The following is a 15,736-nucleotide window of genomic DNA, read 5'->3' as shown; positions in this document are numbered from 1 at the left end:
GAGTGTCGTGCCCGGTACCGTCCAGGTGCCGGGCACGACCCTTGCGCGCCGCGCAACAGCACGCAGCGGGCGCATGCCCGGCCCCGCCGCCCGCGGAACGACTTGCCCTACCGGCCCAGTTGGGTGGGCAGCGGGGCGGCGTGCAGCAGAACCAGCCCTGATACGGCTCGGGTGAGGGCGACATAGAGCCGGCGCAGTCCAATCCGCTCGTCGGGCTCGCCGTCGACGACCGCGGCGGGCTCGTCCAGTACTACGTAGTCGTACTCCAGGCCCTTGGCGAGCGACGCCGGGACCAGGGTGAGGCGGGACTCGGCTGTCGTTTCCTCGCCGGGGGAGAGATACGAGAGGCCCGCCGACGTCAGGGCCTCGGCCAGCGACGGGATGCGGGCGTCCGCCGCGATCAGACCGATGGAGCCCTCGTTGGCCAGTGACTCGGCGCACGCGGCGACGACCGCCGCGTTCAGGTCCATGGCTTCGACCTCGCGGACCGACAGCGAGCCGGGCGACTCCCGCACCGACTTCACCTCAGCCAGGCCCGGTGACATGTGCGGCAGCAGCCGCGACGCATAGGCGATCACTTCGCGGGGGACCCGGAAGCCGGCTGTGAGTTCCTCGACCGCCGCGTCCGGCTTGCCCAGATGGGACAGGGCCTCCGCCCAGCTCGCCGTCGCCCATGGGGTCGTGCCCTGCGCCAGGTCGCCCAGGACGGTCGCCGAGCCGGTCGTGCAGCGGCGGCCCACCGCGCGGTACTGCATCGGGGACAGGTCCTGCGCCTCGTCCAGTACGACATGGCCCAGCGAGTGGGTGCGCTGCACCAGGTCGTTCGCCTCGTCGATCAACACCGCGTCCGCCAGGGACCACTTGGCCGAGCGGACACCGCGCGCCGGCTTCGTCCACAGGATCCTCTTCTGCTCGTCCGGGCTCAGGACGCCCTCGGCGTGCGTGGCGAGGAAGTCGGGGTCGGACAGCAGGCGGAGCACCAGCTTCGCCGGCTCCACCTGTGGCCACAGGGCCTTCACCGCCGCCTTCACCGCGGGATTGCGTGCCACCGCGTCCTGCACCCGGTCGTCGGGCGCCTCGCCCGCCTGTTCCATCCGGACCAGCACCGCGTGCGCGATACGTTGCGGAAGGGCGGCGCGGGCCGCGCCGTAGCGGATGTCCCGGTCGAGCAACTCCCGTACGATCTCTTCGAGTTCGTACGCCGGAATCCGCCAGCGCCGCGAGCCCCGCACCACCATCAGCGGCTCCGCCGGCATCGTCACATGCGAACGCACCGCCCGCCGCAGTACCTCCGCCATCCTCGCGTCGCCCTTGACGACCGCCGCAGCAGCCTCGTCCGTGCCCCGGATCTCCACCCGCGCCGCCACCAGGTCGTCGACCGTGGCCTGCTTCACCTCCAACTCGCCGAGCGCGGGCAGCACTTGCTCGATGTAGTGCAGGAAGGACTTGTTCGGGCCGATGACCAGCGTGCCCGTCCTGGCAAGCCGATCGCGGTGCGCGTACAGCAGATACGCCACCCGGTGCAGGCCCACCGCCGTCTTTCCGGTGCCGGGGCCGCCCTGCACGCACACCGTTCCGGCGAGGCCCGACCGTACGATCTCGTCCTGCTCCGGCTGGATGGTGGCGACGATGTCCCGCATCGGGCCCACGCGCGGGCGCTCGATCTCCGCCTGGAGCAGCTTGCTGGTCCGCGACCCCCCGGCCGAGCCGGAGAATGTCTCGTCGGCGGGGTCGGTCAGACGCTCGTCCTCGTACGCCGTGAGGTCGCCGCCCGTGTAGCCGAAGCGCCGGCGCAGACCGATGTCCAGCGGGTCTTTCCTGGACGCCCGGTAGAAGGGTTGTGAGACGGGCGCGCGCCAGTCGATGACCATCGGGTCGCCGTCCGCGTCATGGACGTGCCGTCGGCCGATGTAGAAGCGCCGGCCTTCCTGGGTGGAGTGCAGATAGTCCAGGCGGCCGAAGAAGAGCGGGGTGTGGGAGAGATCGGCCAGCGCCTTGATGCGGCCCTCGATCTGCGCCTGCAGGACGGCGGCGTTGACCCAGTTCGCCGTGACGTCGCGGATGTCCAGGGCCTGGACGTCCTCGCGCATCGCGCGGAGCGCGGCACGCGAGGCGGTGAGGTGGGCGCGCTCACGCGCGAGGGGATCCGCGAGTGCATCAGGGACGGGTGGGACGGGGTCTGGGGCGTGCGCGGGCACGGGTTGCCTCCGGCGGACGGTGCTGGATCACGAAATGGCGGACCGGCCGGTTTCCGTCCGGACGGCGGCGCTCCTCGAGGGAGGCGGGCAAGACCGGCGATTCTAGTCAGCGGGCCGGTCGCGGGCGAATGATTTTTTGGGGCGAGCCCACCGGCGCGTCCTCCCCGTAGGGGACGGCGTATGCCTGGAGTCGTACGCGGGCGGGCGCACGGTTCAGTCCGCAGATCGATGTGCTCAGCGGGCTCTGAATCCACAATGGAGATATGAGTACAGCAACCTTTACCCCAGGCCCCCACATACCCCACCCCCACCACGGAGCGACCGCCACCGGCGCCACCCCGCACCACTCGTACCTCCTCGGCAACGCACTGCGCGCGGTCAAGGTCTTCGCGAGCGCCGGGTTCAGCGTCGCGGTCCTCGGGGAGTACGCCGAGGAGGCAGGCGTCCGCCGTCGCTGACCCAGAATCCACCGACCCCCTAGTAGGGTCGCGGCCGTGAAGTACCGGAACGTGACCCCGCGTTTACTCACCGCAGTATCCGCCCTCGCTCTCGCCCTCTCGTTCACCGCGCTCGCCGCACTCTGCGTCGCCCAGCGCATCCCGATGGCCGACACCCTCGTGTACCGGGCCGAGGGGGCAGCCGTCGCGAACGGCACCGATCTCTACGGATTCACCGTCACCCAGTGGCAACTGCCCGCCACGTACCCGCCCTTCGCCGCCATCCTCTTCGTACCGACCACCTGGCTGCCCGTTCCGGCGCTCAAGGTGGTCTTCGTCGTCGGGAACCTGGTTCTGCTGGCCCTGCTGGTGCGGCTCTCCTGCCGGTTCGCCGGACTGCCCGCGCGCCCGCCCCTGGTGATCGCGGCCGTCGCCGCCGGTCTCTGGTTCGAACCGGTCTTCCAGACGCTCCTCTTCGGACAGATCAACCTCGCCCTCGTCTGCCTCGTCCTGTGGGACCTGTCCCGCGACGAGGAAGCCATCGGCAAGGGCTTCGCGCTCGGCGTCGCGGCCGGCGTCAAGCTCACGCCCGCCGTGTTCATCCTCTATCTGCTGATCACCGGGCGGGTACGGGCCGGGCTGACCGCCCTCGCCTCCTTCACCGCAACCGTGCTGCTCGGCGCCCTCGTACTCCCGCACGCCAGCGTCGACTTCTGGACCCGGCGCATCTTCGAGACCGCCCGGGTCGGCAAGGCGTGGATCGTCGACAACCAGTCGCTGCAAGGACTGTTCGCCCGGGTACTGCACACCCCCGAGCCGGGAGCGGTGTGGGCAGTGGCCGCCGCCCTCACCGCCGTCGCCGGGCTGTGGCTCGCCCGCCGCGCCGCGAGCGGGGCCCGGGGGGTCCTGGTCACCGCGCTGACCGCGCTGCTCGTCTCGCCGATCAGCTGGTCGCACCACTGGGTGTGGTGCGTACCGCTGCTGGCGGTGCTGATCGCGGAGGGCTGTCGCCGCACCGCGGCGGCCGTCGCCGCGGTCTTCCTGGCCCGCACCCTGTGGCTGGTACCGCACCAGGGCGCCGCGGACCTCCAACTCCCCTGGTGGCAGCAGGCGTTTGCGTCGCCGTATCCGCTGCTGGGGCTGGCGCTGCTGGCACTGGCCGTGCGGCACGAGCAGGCGCCGCCGGAGCCGGTCCTCATGCCGGGCCCGCGCGTTACGGCCGCGAAAGAGTTGAGTACGCGCACGGGCGCACTCTGAGTACGTCCACGCAGGCCCCGGCCCGGCCCGCCCCCTTGGATGGGGAGCATGACGACGACGCCGGTACCCGACGCGCAGATCCAGGACGACCCCTTCGCTCCCTCCAGCCGCTCCGTCCGCTACGGCGCCGGCATCGGGCTCGTCCTGCTCTTCTTCGCCTTCGCGCTCTGTCTCGTATTCGCCCTGACCGACGCGGTCGAGGGCGACGGCCGCGCCGGAGTGCTCTTCAACGCCGGCATGTGGTCGCTCGCCCTGTCCGGCCTCACCGGCCTCGGGGGCGTATTCGTCCCGCAAAGTCAGATGACCCGCGCGGCCCGGGCCCACACCGTGAAGCTGCAGTACGCGCTGGCGGTGCTGGGCCCGGTGCTGGTCGGGCTCGACTAGCCCTGACCAGCTGGGACGGCGCCGGCGCTACCGGCGCTGCCCGCGCTACTTCGGGCTCAGGAACTCGTCCGCGTCCACGATCCGGTACGCGTACCCCTGCTCCGCCAGGAACCGCTGGCGGTGCGCCGCGAAGTCCTGGTCGATCGTGTCGCGCGCCACCACCGAGTAGAAGTGGGCCTGATGGCCGTCCGCCTTCGGGCGGAGCACCCGGCCGAGCCGCTGGGCCTCCTCCTGCCGGGAGCCGAAGGTGCCCGACACCTGGATGGCGACCGTCGCCTCCGGCAGGTCGATCGAGAAGTTCGCGACCTTGGAGACGACCAGAACGGAGATCTCGCCCTGCCGGAACGCCTCGAAGAGCTTCTCGCGCTGGGCGTTGGACGTCTCGCCCTTGATGACCGGCGCGTTCAGATGCTCGCCCAGCTCGTCGAGCTGGTCGATGTACTGGCCGATGACCAGGATCTGCTGGCCCGCGAACCTCTGTACCAGCGCCTCCGTCACCTTCCGCTTGGTCTCGGTCGTCGCGCAGTAGCGGTACTTCTCCTCCGTCTCGGCCGTCGCGTACGCGAGCCGCTCCGCGTCGGTGAGGTTGACCCGCACCTCCACACAGTCCGCGGGCGCGATGTACCCCTGCGCCTCGATCTCCTTCCAGGGCGCGTCGAAACGCTTCGGCCCGATGAGCGAGAAGACGTCCGACTCGCGGCCGTCCTCCCGTACGAGCGTGGCGGTCAGCCCCAGCCTCCGGCGGGCCTGCAGATCAGCGGTGAACTTGAAGACCGGCGCGGGCAGCAGGTGCACCTCGTCGTAGACGACCAGACCCCAGTCCCTCGAGTCGAAGAGCTCCAGGTGGGCATAGATCCCCTTCCGCTTCGTCGTCAGCACCTGGTACGTCGCGATGGTGACCGGGCGGATCTCTTTCCTCGTACCGCTGTACTCGCCGATCTCGTCCTCGGTCAGTGACGTCCGCTTCACCAGCTCGTGCTTCCACTGGCGGGCCGAGACGGTGTTGGTGACCAGGATCAGCGTCGTGGCCTTCGCCTGCGCCATCGCACCGGCCCCGACGAGCGTCTTGCCGGCGCCGCAGGGCAGCACGACCACGCCGGAGCCGCCGTGCCAAAAGCCCTCGACGGCCTGCTTCTGATACGGGCGCAGGGCCCAGCCGGTCTCGTCGAGCTCGATGTGGTGCGCCTCGCCGTCGACGTACCCGGCGAGGTCCTCGGCGGGCCAGCCCAGCTTCAGCAGCGTCTGCTTGATCTGCCCGCGCTCGGAGGGGTGCACCGCGACGGTGTCGGGGTCGAGCCGGGCCCCGACAAGCGGCTGGACCTTCCTGGACCGGAGGATCTCCTCCAGGACGGGACGGTCGGTGGTGGTGAGCACGAGCCCGTGAGTGGGGTGCTTGCTCAGGGTCAGCCGGCCGTAGCGGGCCATCGTCTCGGCGACGTCGACGAGGAGGGCGTGCGGGACGGGGTAGCGGGAGTACGCCACGAGCGCGTCGACGACCTGCTCGGCGTCGTGCCCGGCGGCCCGGGCGTTCCACAGGCCGAGCGGGGTGACCCGGTAGGTGTGGATGTGCTCCGGGGCGCGCTCCAGCTCCGCGAAGGGCGCGATGGCGCGACGGCACGCGTCCGCCTGCTCGTGGTCGACTTCGAGGAGGAGAGTTTTGTCGCTCTGGACGATGAGAGGTCCGTTCACACCTGCGCCCTTTCTATTAGGCCAAATCTCCAGTCTGCCGCATCGAGCGGTCTCGCATGCCAACGTACGGGCCTGACGCGGGGCGGCGGGGGTACCTGCATATCCATGACAACGGGAGCACAGCCCCGTACGCCATGGGGCACAACAGCATTGCGCCTATCCGCCATGGCGGTGGCGTTCGTGGCACTGGTCGCCTTCTCGGCCGTACTGGCCCGGCTGACCCTGGCCCCTTCCCACGCCTCCGCCGACATCGCCACGGCCAACCTCAGTCCGGGCTCGTCGCTGCGGCAGTATGCCGAGGATTACACCTTCCTCGCGGCGTGCAAGCAGGTCGGCGGCAATCTTCTGCTCGGCGTGCCCTTCGGGGTGCTGCTGCCCGTCTTCGTACCGCGGCCGCTGCGGATGGTGCGAGTGATCGCGCTCACCGTGGTGGTGATGGCGCTGGTGGAGCTGGCGCAGGGTGCGGTGGTGGAGGGCCGTGCCTTCGACGTCGACGACGTGATCCTCAACACGACGGGTGCGCTGCTCGGCTATCTGCTGCTCGGGCGCAGGCTCGCGCACGCGACAGCGATCAAGCCTGTAAAGGCCGAGAAGCCCGCGAAGTCCGAGAAGGCCACCAGGCCCGCGAAGTCCGCGAAGGCCGCCAGGTCTGCGAAGGCTGCGAAGGCCACCAGGGCCACCAGGGCCACCAAATCCGCGAAGGCCACCAGGTCTGCGAAGTCTGGGAAGTCCGCGAAGCTCGCGAACTTCATCAAGCTGGGTCGTCCGCGAGTTCGGCGACGCCGGTGATGCGGTGCAGAGGGTACGTGCGGACTTCGTCCGCCGTGTGGTCGTACGCCGTGACGAAGCCGCCCTCCACCCGCACCGGCGCGATGACGCGCTGGCTGGCCGCGCCGTCCGCGTTGACGTAGCCGATCCAGACGGCGGCTCCGGTCATCGCCGCGGCCTGCACGGTGGCCAGGGTCTCGGCGGACGTGGTGCGGGGCAGTTCGCCGTTCTTCGCGGGTTCCGGGACGGGCTTGCGTACGACCGTGGCGGCGAGGTCGCCCGCGCGGATCGCCTTCACGGCCGCGCCGAGCAGCGTCCCGTCCGGGACCGGCGGACCGTCAGGGACCGGGACGGGCGCGGTACGGGGCGGGGTGCGGCGGGCATGGGCGCGGGTGATCAGGACGTCGCCCTCCGCGGACTCGGCGGCGGGCGCGTACCCCATGGTGCGCAGCCCCTCCAGCAGCGTCGCCGGGTCGGCCTGGGCGGCCAGGACGGTGGGGGCGAGGCGGCGCAGCCGCAGGCCCTGGGACCTTTTGTCGGCGAGGATCTCGCCGAGCAGCGCGTCGTCGTCGCAGCGCACGTAGGCGGACGCGGCGCCGATACGCAGATGGCCGTGGCGGCGGGCCACGTCGTCGATGAGATAGCTGAGCGGCTGCGGCACGGGGGTGCGGGAGTGCGTGGCCAGGAAGGTGTGCAGGTCGGATGCGGACTTCCCGGCGTCGAGCGCGCGGCGCACGGAGGCGGGCGTGAAGCGGTAGACGGTGGCGCCGCCCTTGGACTCGATGTCCGCGAGCACCGCGAGGGTCTCGGCGAGAGGCCGCTGAAGGGGGCCGGGGGCGACGGCGGTGAGGTCGGCCTGGAGGAGGACGTGGTCGACGGGCTCGGGGAGTAGCGGCGCGAGCGCGTGGGCGGAAGCGGCTTGGGCCTCGGGACCGCCCGGTTGCCCCGCGGCCGGGCGGGCCGCGCCCGGCCAGGGCGCTGCCGTGAGTCCGGCGGCGGCCGCGCCCAGTCCGGGCGCAGCCGGGCCTGAGGCTGGTTCCGTCGCGCTCGGCGCTGTGAGTCCGGCGGTTGCTTCGGTCGCGCTCGGCGCCGCGATGGGGCCCGCGGCGAGCCTCCCGTCCCCCGTCGCGCCATCCCCGTACGCCGCGCGCCCCAGCAGCGCACGCCCGTGCGTCGACAGTGCCCCGCGGCCGGTCACGCCCAGGACCTCCGCCTCGGTCAGGGTCCAGGCCGCGACGCGGGAACGCAGGTCCGTCGGGACGCCCCTCGCCGCGCTCCGGGCAACGTTCCTGTCCAGGTCCGGCGTGCCGGTGCCGCGCAGGGGCCGTTCCCAGCGCAGGCGGGCCAGGAGCGATTCCGGGTCCGGGGCCGTGCCCGCGGGGAGCGCGGCGAGCAGGTGGAGTACGCGACGGCGGACCTCGACCGCGGCTGAGCGGTCCAGGTCGGGGCCGAGGGCCGAGAGCGTACGGCCCTTTGTGTCCTGGCCGCCGATCAGGCCCGCCGTGCGCGTCGCGGTGAGCCAGGCCGCGGCGAGCCGAGCCCACCGCTCGGACGCCGGGAGCGTCAGCCAGTCGTCGTACGCCGGCGTCGGTGCATACCGTTCGTCCGCCTCGCCGTCCGCCGCCAACAGGCCTGCCGCATACGTCAGTTCGAGCCAGAACCCGGCCATCTGCTCGGTCGTGTCCAGCGCGGCCGCGGTGCGTTTGAGGTCACGTACCGAAAGGCCGCCCGAGCGCAGCACCGCCGGGCCGCCTTCGTGCCAGTCCTTCAGCAGATCCTCGACCGTCGAGAGCGCGGTGTAGGCCTGGCCCGCCGCCGCATTGTCCACAAGCTGTGGACGGCCCTCGGTCATCGACGCCTTCGCGGCCGGCCTGACCGCGGGCGGCACCGGCTCCGGCGTGCGGTGGGCGCGGCCGCCGCGCAGATGCAGCGCCGCCTCGCGCGGCAGCACGACCGTCCGGGGCGACGCGGGCAGCAGCAGCCCGCGGTCGCGCAGCCACTGCACGGGCGGCGTGGGGTTCGCCGTGACCTCGCCGTACGGGGGGCCCCAGACCAGCCGGTCGAGCACAGTCAGCGCCTCGGACGGCGCGGTGTCGAGCAGCGCCGCCATCCGCGAGCGGTCGTTGAACAGGGAGGCCAGCGCGGCGACTGCGGAGACCGGATCGTGGGTTGTGGGCAGTCCGGCCGCCGTGAGGATCTCCTGCAGCCGGCCCGGCGACATCCCGGCCGTGGCCTCGGCGACGGTCGGGCCGAGGCCGGTCGGGGACGGACGGGTCGGTGAGGGGGCGAGCAGTTCGCGCGCGGTGCGCACCAGCCGCAGCCGGTCGTCGCCGCCCCACACCAGCGCCTGCCCGCGCAGCACGGCGACCGCCCGCGGCAGGACAGCCTCGATGTCCGGGTCGCCCTCGTCGCCGGTCAGCAGTGCGAGGAGGGTCTCGTACGAGGCGGCGTCGGGGGCCACCGCCAGTGCCTCGGCGGTCTGCAGCGTGAACCGGTCGAGCCGCTCCAGCGCGCGTACGACGGAGGCACGCGTGCCGGCCCGCGTGGCGAGCTGCGTCAGATCGGTCGGCACGGGGGTCAGCAGGTCGGGGCGGGCGCGCAGCAGTGCGGCCAGATCTTCGTCACCGCGGGCGCGCAGCGCTTCGGCCAGCGTGCGCGGACTGCTCGGACTGCGTCCTTCGGGCATGGTCCCCATCCGCCCCACGGTAGTCCCTGGAGCGCTACCGTCGGGGACAGGGCGGGCCCGGAGAGAGCGGGCGGCCGGGCAGGAACGTCAGGGGAAACGCTGGTGGGGATCGAGAGCGATCAACTCGTCTACGACTATCTGAGCCGGGTCGGCGACCTGGCCCAGCGGCATCAGCTGCCGTCCAACACCCGGATGCGGCTGGTGTCGTCGCTGCGGAACGAGATCGACCGGCAGCGGGCGAAGTTCGGCTCGGACAGTCCCGCGGCGGTACGCCGGATTCTCGGGCGGATCGGTACGCCGGACGAGATCGTGGCGGCCGCGTCGCAGGACGGACCTCCGGAAGGATCACAGGCACTGGCGGCGCCACGGACCGCCGTGCCCGAGCAGCGCGTACGCCGCCGGATCCCGCGCCCGCGCAAGTCCGCTGCTGCCGGGCAGCCCGACGCCCCCCAAGCCGCGACCGGCGCGTCGCCCCCGCACCTGGCGGGGATGGACGAACTCGGCCCCTCCGGCAGCGAGCCCGACTGGTGGCGCATTCAGCCGGGGCCGTTCGGGGCGGGCGAGAGCGTGGCCGGGTTCGTCGGCGGCGTGGAGATCCCCGAAATACTCAAACCCCCGCCGTCCACGAAGGACTTGGCCACCGCCGAGTCGGAGGATCAAGACGACAAGTACGAGTACGAGTACGGGTACGAGGCCGAGGCCGACGACGCGGTGGAGGCGGACGCCGCACCGCGCCGGTGGCGTCCGCGGCTTCGCCGCCGTACCGAAGCGGCCGCAGCGAGGCCCGCCCTCGCCAACCCCTTCCTGCTGCTCGCCGCCGGGCTGCTGGTCGTCGGCGCCGTGCTCGGCTCCTGGCTCGCCCTCGTCGGCGGCTGGCTCCTCGCCTACGCCTCGCGCAGGCTGTCCCGCGCCGAGGCGAAGTGGGCGGTTCTCGGCCTCCCCGGGGCGGTCGTGGCGGGCGCGCTCGTCTGGCTGTGGGGCCGGGTCAACGGGCGCTGGGGCGAGCCGGTCCCCCAGGACGGGATGCGCGACGCGCTCGCGGGCACCTGGCCGTGGGTGGTGAAGGGGGCGGCCGTCGCCTCCGCGCTGTTCCTGGTGTGGCGGGCCCGGCGGCGTACTGGCTGAAGGCTCAGGCGTGTTGCGCCTTGAGCAGGTCCCCTCGCAGCTCATCGAGGATCTTGCCGGCCGCGGTGTAGCCGATGCCCTGGATCCACAGCTGGTCGTCGACCTGGAAGGCCCTGCCGTTCCTGACGGCCGGCAGGTTCTTCCACAGACCGCTGCCGAGGGTCTGCGTCTGCTTCGCCTTCTTCGGGTCTCCGTACGTGGAGTGGAAGACGACGTCCGCGGCCGCGAGGTCGATCTTCTCCGGGCTCACGTCGTACGAGAAGCCGTCCTTGGCCTTGTCGGTGATGGCGGGGCGGCCGAGGCCCACGTCGGCGAGGATCGTCGCGATGTAGTTCCGCTTGCCGTAGATGCGGATGTCAGCGCCCTCGACGAAGCGCACCACGTTGACTTTGGTGGCCGCGGCCTTCTCCCTGCCGCCGAGGGCGTCGGTGACCTTCTTCGTGTGGGCGTCGTACGCGGAGACGATCTTCGCGGCCTCGTCCTTCTTGCCGAGCGCGTCGGCGTGCACCTGGAAGTTCTCCTTCCAGGGGTGGCCGGTGCTCTCGGTCATGACGGTCGGGGCGATCGCCTTGAGCTTGTCGTACTTGTCGCCGTCGCGGACCTTGCTGGTGAGGATGAGATCCGGCTTGAGCGCGGCGACGGCCTCCAGATTCGGCTGGGTGATCGCGCCGACGTCCTTGACGCCCGCTACCTGTTCCTTGGACAGGTAGTTGAGGAAGCCGGACTCGACGTCGGCGTGCGCGGCGCCGACCGGCTTCACGCCCAGCGTGATCGCGGAGTCCAGCTCGGCGGTGTCGAGCACGACGACCCGCCGCGGCGCGTCGGGGACCTGGACGTCGCCCATGGCCGTTTTGACGGTGTGGGTTCCGCCGGCGCCCCGCGACTTGTCGTTGCTGTCGTCGCCGTCGTTCCCGGAGCCGCACGCGGTCAGGGCGAGCGCCCCCGCGAGGACGACGGAGCCGGCGGCGAGGGTGCGGCGGCGGAGGTTTCGCGTCATGGGTGGCGGAGCCTTTCAGAGGTGGTGGCAGGGGCGGGGACATCGGCGAGACGGGAGGGCGAGTAGGGCGCGCCCGGCACGACCAGCGGCGACCCCGTCACCGGGTCCGGGACCACCACCGAGTCGAGGCCGAAGACCTCGCGTACGAGATCGGCGGTGACTATGTCCTTCGGGTGGCCTTCCGCGACGATCCGGCCGGACTTCATGGCGACCAGGTGGTCGGCGTACCGCGCGGCCTGGTTGAGGTCGTGCAGCACGGCGACCACGGTGCGCCCGCGCGAGCCAATAGGAGTCGGATGGGCCAACTGCCGTACGAGGTCAAGCACTTCCACCTGGTGGGCGATGTCGAGATACGTCGTCGGCTCGTCCAGGAGCAGCAGATCCGTCTCCTGCGCGAGCGCCATCGCGATCCAGACGCGCTGCCGCTGGCCTCCGGACAGCTCGTCCACCGGCCGCTCGGCCAGCGACTGGACGTCCGTACGCTCCATGGCGTCGGTGACCGCGCGCTCGTCCTCCCGCGACCACTGCTGCCACCAGTGCTGGTGGGGCTGTCGGCCGCGGGAGACGAGGTCGGCGACGGTGATCGCCTCGGGGGCGACGGGGGACTGCGGCAGCAGCCCGATCGATTGCGCGATCCTCTTCGTGGGGATCTTCGCCAGCTCCTGGCCGTCCAGCAGCACGGCGCCGCCCCGGGGCTTCAGCAGTCGCCCGAGGGCGCGCAGGGTCGTCGACTTGCCGCAGGCGTTCGGGCCGACGATCACCGTCACCTGCCCGTCCGGGACGGCCAGTTCGAGCTCGTGCACGACCGTGCGGTCCTCGTAGGCGAGCGTCAGCTCGCGCGCGGTGAGCCTGCTCACGCCTTGCCTCCAGCGGTACGACTACGGACGATCAGCCAGATCAGATACGGGGCGCCGACGGCGGCCGTCAGCACGCCCACCGGCAGCTCGGTGGGCGCCAGGAGCTTTCGCGCGAGCAGATCGGCGAGTACGACGACGACCGCGCCCATCAGCGCGGAACCCAGCAGCGGGATCTGCGCGGTTCGTGTCGTCCGGCGGGCGATCTGCGGTGCGAGCAGCGCCACGAAGTCGACGGGTCCGGCCGCGCCGGTCGCCACGGACGCCAGGACGACCCCGAGGAGCACGAGCCCGAGCCGTACGCGCCCGAGCCGCACGCCGAGCGCGGTCGCCGTGTCGTCGTCCATGCTCACGGTCCGCTGTGCGCGGGCGGCCCACAGCATGGCGGGCACGAGCACGAGCAGCGTCCAGCCGAGAGGTGCCGCCTCCTCCCAGCCGCGGCCGTTGAGCGAGCCGGTCATCCAGATCTGGGCCTGCTGGGCGACGAGATAGTCGCCCTTGGTCATGAAGAGGGAGGTGACCGAACGGAGCGCGATCGCGAAGCCGATGCCGATGAGCACGAACCGGGTGGCGTGCAGCCCGCCGCGCCAGGCGAAGACGTACACGAGCGCGGCGGCGACGATGCCGCCGGCGACGGAGAGGTAGGGCAGCACCGTGTACGAGGTGACCCCGAAGGTCATCGCTCCGACCGTGACGGCGCTCGCGCCCTGGCTGATCCCGATGATGTCGGGGCTGGCGAGGGCGTTGCGCGCGACGGTCTGGATGAGCGCCCCCGCGACACCGAAGGCGGCGCCGACGAGGAGGCCGGTGACCAGGCGGGGCAGCCGCAGGGTGCCGACGACGAGCTCGTCGGGCGAGTCCTGCCCCGCGAGGACCTTCAGCACTTCCGCGGGCGCGACGAAGCTCTCGCCGACGCAGAGGTACGCGACGCAGACGGCGGCGAGTACGACGCCGAGGACCGCGGCGACGACGGCAGCCCGTCGATGGACGAGGAAGCTCCCGCGTCCGGCCCGCAGGAGTGAGTACCCCGCCGGGAGCCGCACGGGCACGGTGTCAGCGCTCATGCGGCCCTCCTGATGCGATGGCCGCAGCGACCGCCGCGCCGGGCAGTTCCCCGCCCGCCCCGTCCCCGTGACCATCGGGCTCCGCACCCTGGACCCCCGTACGGCCTTGGGCCGTGTAGGGCGCGGAGCCCCGAAACCCAGCCTCGCTCATGCCGGGACCGCCTTCCGCCGGACCAGGGTGACCAGGAACGGCACCCCGATCAGCGCCGTCATCACGCCCGCCGGGATCTCGCTCGGCGGGAAGATCACCCGGCCGATCACATCCGACACCAGGAGCATCACCGGGCCGATGAGCGCCGCCATCGGCAGCACCCAGCGGTGGTCGCCGCCCACGATCGCGCGGGCGATGTGCGGGACGGCCAGGCCGATGAAGGCGATCGGGCCCGCGGCCGCGACCCCCACACCGGTCAGCACTGTCGCCCCCACGCCGCCCACGATCCGTACCGTCGCGACCTTCTGGCCCAGCCCCTTCGCCATGTCCTCGCCCAGCGCAAGCGCGTCCAGGCCGCGCGCGACCGACAGCACCAGCACCATGCCCAACAGCAGGAAAGGCCATATCTGGCCGACCACCTCGGCGTCACGCCCGGCCACCGAGCCCACCTGCCAGAACCGGAACTCGTCCAGCGCCGCGGCCTTGGTCGTCAGCACCGCCATCGTCACCGACACCAGCAGCGCGTTGATCGCCGCGCCGCCCAGCGCCAGCTTCACGGGGGTCGCGCCGCCGCGGCCGCTCGACGCGATCGCGTACACCGCCACCGACGCGAAAGCCGCGCCGGTGAAGGCGAACCACACGTACCCCGTCAGCGTGTGGATCCCGGCGAAGGCGATGGCGAGCACCACCCCCACCGAAGCGCCCTGGCTGATGCCCAGGATCCCGGGATCGGCGATCGGATTGCGGGTGATGCCCTGCAGGACCGTGCCGGCGAGGGCCAGCGCCGCCCCGACCATCACGCCGATCAGCGTGCGCGGCACCCGCAACTGCCGTACGACTTCGGCGTCGCCGTGCCCGCCGTGCAGCAGGGCGTCGAGTACGGCGGAGGGCGCGATGGCGCGCGCCCCGACTGCGAGGCTGAGCAGGACCGCGAGCAGCAGGGCCATGACGGCTGCCGCCGTCCAGCCGATGCGGCGGACCGCGATCGCGCGTCTGGCTGACATGAAGACCAATCGGAAGAACAGGAAGGGCCGGACAATAAGGGCAAGTTGGACAAGGTGAGGTCGAGGTTGGTAAGGCTTGGCTAAGTCTAAACGTGGGGTCGTAGAGCTCGATGGGCACAATGGCCCCTATGGCTACGCACCCGCTCACCATCGGCTTCGACCTCGACATGACGCTCATCGACTCCCGCCCCGGCATCCACGCCGCCTACCGGGCGCTGGCCGCCGAGACCGGTGTCCGGATCGACGCCGACCTGGCCATCACCAGGCTCGGGCCGCCCCTGGAGGAGGAGTTGGCGCACTGGTTCCCGGACGAGCGGATCCAGGAGATGGGCGACCGGTACCGCGAGATCTATCCCGCCTACGCCATCGAGCCGACCCTCGCTCTGCCCGGCGCCCGCGAGGCGGTGGCCGCCGTACAGGAGCTCGGCGGCCGCGCGATCGTCGTCACCGCCAAGCACGAGCCGAACGCCAAGCTGCACCTCGCCCATCTCGGGATAGCCCCGGACGAGGTCATCGGCTGGCTGTGGGCGGAGGCCAAGGCGGAGGCGCTGCGTGAACACGGCGCGAGTGTGTACGTCGGCGACCACACCGGGGACGTACGGGGCGCGCACACGGCCGAGGCGCTCTCGGTCGCCGTGCCGACCGGGCCGTGCGACGCGGCGGAGCTGCGCGCGGCCGGCGCGGACGTGATCATCGACGACCTGACGGCGTTTCCCGCCTGGCTACGCGCCTACAGTGCGGATTTGGCCTGACGGCGCTGCGCCGCGATCGAGCGCAGTACCCCCGCCGCGGCGATCAGGAAACCGACGCCCATCAGCATGGACACCGCGTACGCGACCGTTGGGAACGGCTCGGTCCCCAGGAACAGTGGGGCCACGGTGACCAGAGTGGCCACGGCGCCGACGATGAAGACGATCGCGCCGACGCGCACCAGCCCGTCACCGGGCGCGGGAGGAGTAGCAGTCATTCGGCCAGGGTAGTTCCTTGCGCGTAGGAACCGTCCGGCGACGTCTTGTCACCAGCCCCTGGACCATTAGCCTTGGGGGTGGCGGGTCAGGCGACCCGCTGTAGTGCTATCCAGGACCGTTTTTCGGTGCCCCAGTTCCGGTGCCCCAGCGCCCC

The 15,736-nt window shown here is 71.9% G+C and carries 14 protein-coding genes; 6 read left to right on the top strand and 8 right to left on the bottom strand.

The features are described 5' to 3' along the window. Positions 1 to 107 precede the first annotated feature (107 nt). Positions 108 to 2,198, bottom strand: a complete 2,091-nt coding sequence (locus tag J7E87_RS17425) for a UvrD-helicase domain-containing protein (protein ID WP_308312962.1) — start codon at positions 2,196 to 2,198, stop codon at positions 108 to 110. A 263-nt stretch (positions 2,199 to 2,461) separates the two neighbouring features. Here J7E87_RS17425 and J7E87_RS17420 point away from each other — a divergent pair, with 263 nt between their 5' ends. Genes J7E87_RS17420 through J7E87_RS17410 form a run of 3 tightly spaced genes read left to right on the top strand, consistent with a single transcriptional unit; the run spans position 2,462 to position 4,276 of the window. Further along, positions 2,462 to 2,656 (top strand): hypothetical protein, encoded by a 195-nt coding sequence (locus J7E87_RS17420; protein ID WP_215094901.1) that lies wholly within the window; start codon positions 2,462 to 2,464, stop codon positions 2,654 to 2,656. 36 nt (positions 2,657 to 2,692) lie between these two features. After that, positions 2,693 to 3,892 carry a glycosyltransferase 87 family protein gene (locus J7E87_RS17415; protein ID WP_374195187.1) on the top strand — a complete coding sequence of 400 codons (1,200 nt, stop codon included), beginning with the start codon at positions 2,693 to 2,695 and terminating at the stop codon, positions 3,890 to 3,892. Between the two features lie 48 nt (positions 3,893 to 3,940). Beyond that, on the top strand, positions 3,941 to 4,276 hold the full coding sequence (locus tag J7E87_RS17410) for a hypothetical protein (protein WP_215094899.1): 336 nt from the start codon (positions 3,941 to 3,943) through the stop codon (positions 4,274 to 4,276). A gap of 45 nt (positions 4,277 to 4,321) precedes the next feature. On the opposite strand, the gene J7E87_RS17405 is transcribed toward J7E87_RS17410, so the two are convergent. Further along, a complete protein-coding gene (locus tag J7E87_RS17405) occupies positions 4,322 to 5,965 on the bottom strand; it encodes a DNA repair helicase XPB (protein WP_215094897.1) in 1,644 nt (547 codons plus the stop codon). A gap of 165 nt (positions 5,966 to 6,130) precedes the next feature. Between J7E87_RS17405 and J7E87_RS17400 the strand changes: the two genes are divergently transcribed. Beyond that, positions 6,131 to 6,754 (top strand): VanZ family protein, encoded by a 624-nt coding sequence (locus J7E87_RS17400; protein WP_374195186.1) that lies wholly within the window; start codon positions 6,131 to 6,133, stop codon positions 6,752 to 6,754. On the opposite strand, the gene J7E87_RS17395 is transcribed toward J7E87_RS17400, so the two are convergent. After that, positions 6,717 to 9,428: a helicase C-terminal domain-containing protein gene (locus tag J7E87_RS17395; protein WP_251017576.1), complete on the bottom strand. Its 2,712-nt coding sequence runs from the start codon at positions 9,426 to 9,428 to the stop codon at positions 6,717 to 6,719. The two genes, J7E87_RS17400 and J7E87_RS17395, sit on opposite strands and share 38 nt — an antisense overlap. A gap of 93 nt (positions 9,429 to 9,521) precedes the next feature. On the opposite strand from J7E87_RS17395, the gene J7E87_RS17390 reads away from it, so the two are divergent. Further along, a complete protein-coding gene (locus tag J7E87_RS17390) occupies positions 9,522 to 10,544 on the top strand; it encodes a hypothetical protein (RefSeq protein WP_215094892.1) in 1,023 nt (340 codons plus the stop codon). Positions 10,545 to 10,548: 4 nt separating this feature from the next. Here J7E87_RS17390 and J7E87_RS17385 read toward each other — a convergent pair whose 3' ends face one another. The 4 genes from J7E87_RS17385 to J7E87_RS17370 form a co-directional block, all read right to left on the bottom strand. Then, a complete protein-coding gene (locus tag J7E87_RS17385) occupies positions 10,549 to 11,541 on the bottom strand; it encodes an ABC transporter substrate-binding protein (RefSeq protein WP_215094890.1) in 993 nt (330 codons plus the stop codon). Further along, positions 11,538 to 12,398 (bottom strand): ABC transporter ATP-binding protein, encoded by an 861-nt coding sequence (locus J7E87_RS17380; protein WP_215094888.1) that lies wholly within the window; start codon positions 12,396 to 12,398, stop codon positions 11,538 to 11,540. The genes J7E87_RS17385 and J7E87_RS17380 overlap by 4 nt, the downstream gene beginning before the upstream one ends. After that, the gene (locus J7E87_RS17375; protein ID WP_215094886.1) at positions 12,395 to 13,459 is read right to left on the bottom strand and encodes an iron chelate uptake ABC transporter family permease subunit; all 1,065 of its coding nucleotides are present in this window, start codon (positions 13,457 to 13,459) and stop codon (positions 12,395 to 12,397) included. Before J7E87_RS17375 ends, J7E87_RS17380 begins: the two co-directional genes overlap by 4 nt. 147 nt (positions 13,460 to 13,606) lie before the next feature. Further along, positions 13,607 to 14,614: an iron ABC transporter permease gene (locus tag J7E87_RS17370; protein ID WP_215094884.1), complete on the bottom strand. Its 1,008-nt coding sequence runs from the start codon at positions 14,612 to 14,614 to the stop codon at positions 13,607 to 13,609. A 119-nt stretch (positions 14,615 to 14,733) separates the two neighbouring features. Here J7E87_RS17370 and J7E87_RS17365 point away from each other — a divergent pair, with 119 nt between their 5' ends. Next, positions 14,734 to 15,366 carry an HAD family hydrolase gene (locus J7E87_RS17365; RefSeq protein ID WP_215094882.1) on the top strand — a complete coding sequence of 211 codons (633 nt, stop codon included), beginning with the start codon at positions 14,734 to 14,736 and terminating at the stop codon, positions 15,364 to 15,366. Here J7E87_RS17365 and J7E87_RS17360 read toward each other — a convergent pair. Continuing rightward, positions 15,345 to 15,581 (bottom strand): hypothetical protein, encoded by a 237-nt coding sequence (locus J7E87_RS17360; RefSeq protein WP_215094880.1) that lies wholly within the window; start codon positions 15,579 to 15,581, stop codon positions 15,345 to 15,347. The two genes, J7E87_RS17365 and J7E87_RS17360, sit on opposite strands and share 22 nt — an antisense overlap. Positions 15,582 to 15,736: the final 155 nt, after the last annotated feature.

This window comes from Streptomyces sp. ISL-1 (genome assembly GCF_018614585.1).
Classification (GTDB): domain Bacteria; phylum Actinomycetota; class Actinomycetes; order Streptomycetales; family Streptomycetaceae; genus Streptomyces; species Streptomyces maoxianensis.
Note: the sequence above shows the minus strand (reverse complement) of the source record. Positions and strands in the feature narration are given on the sequence as shown.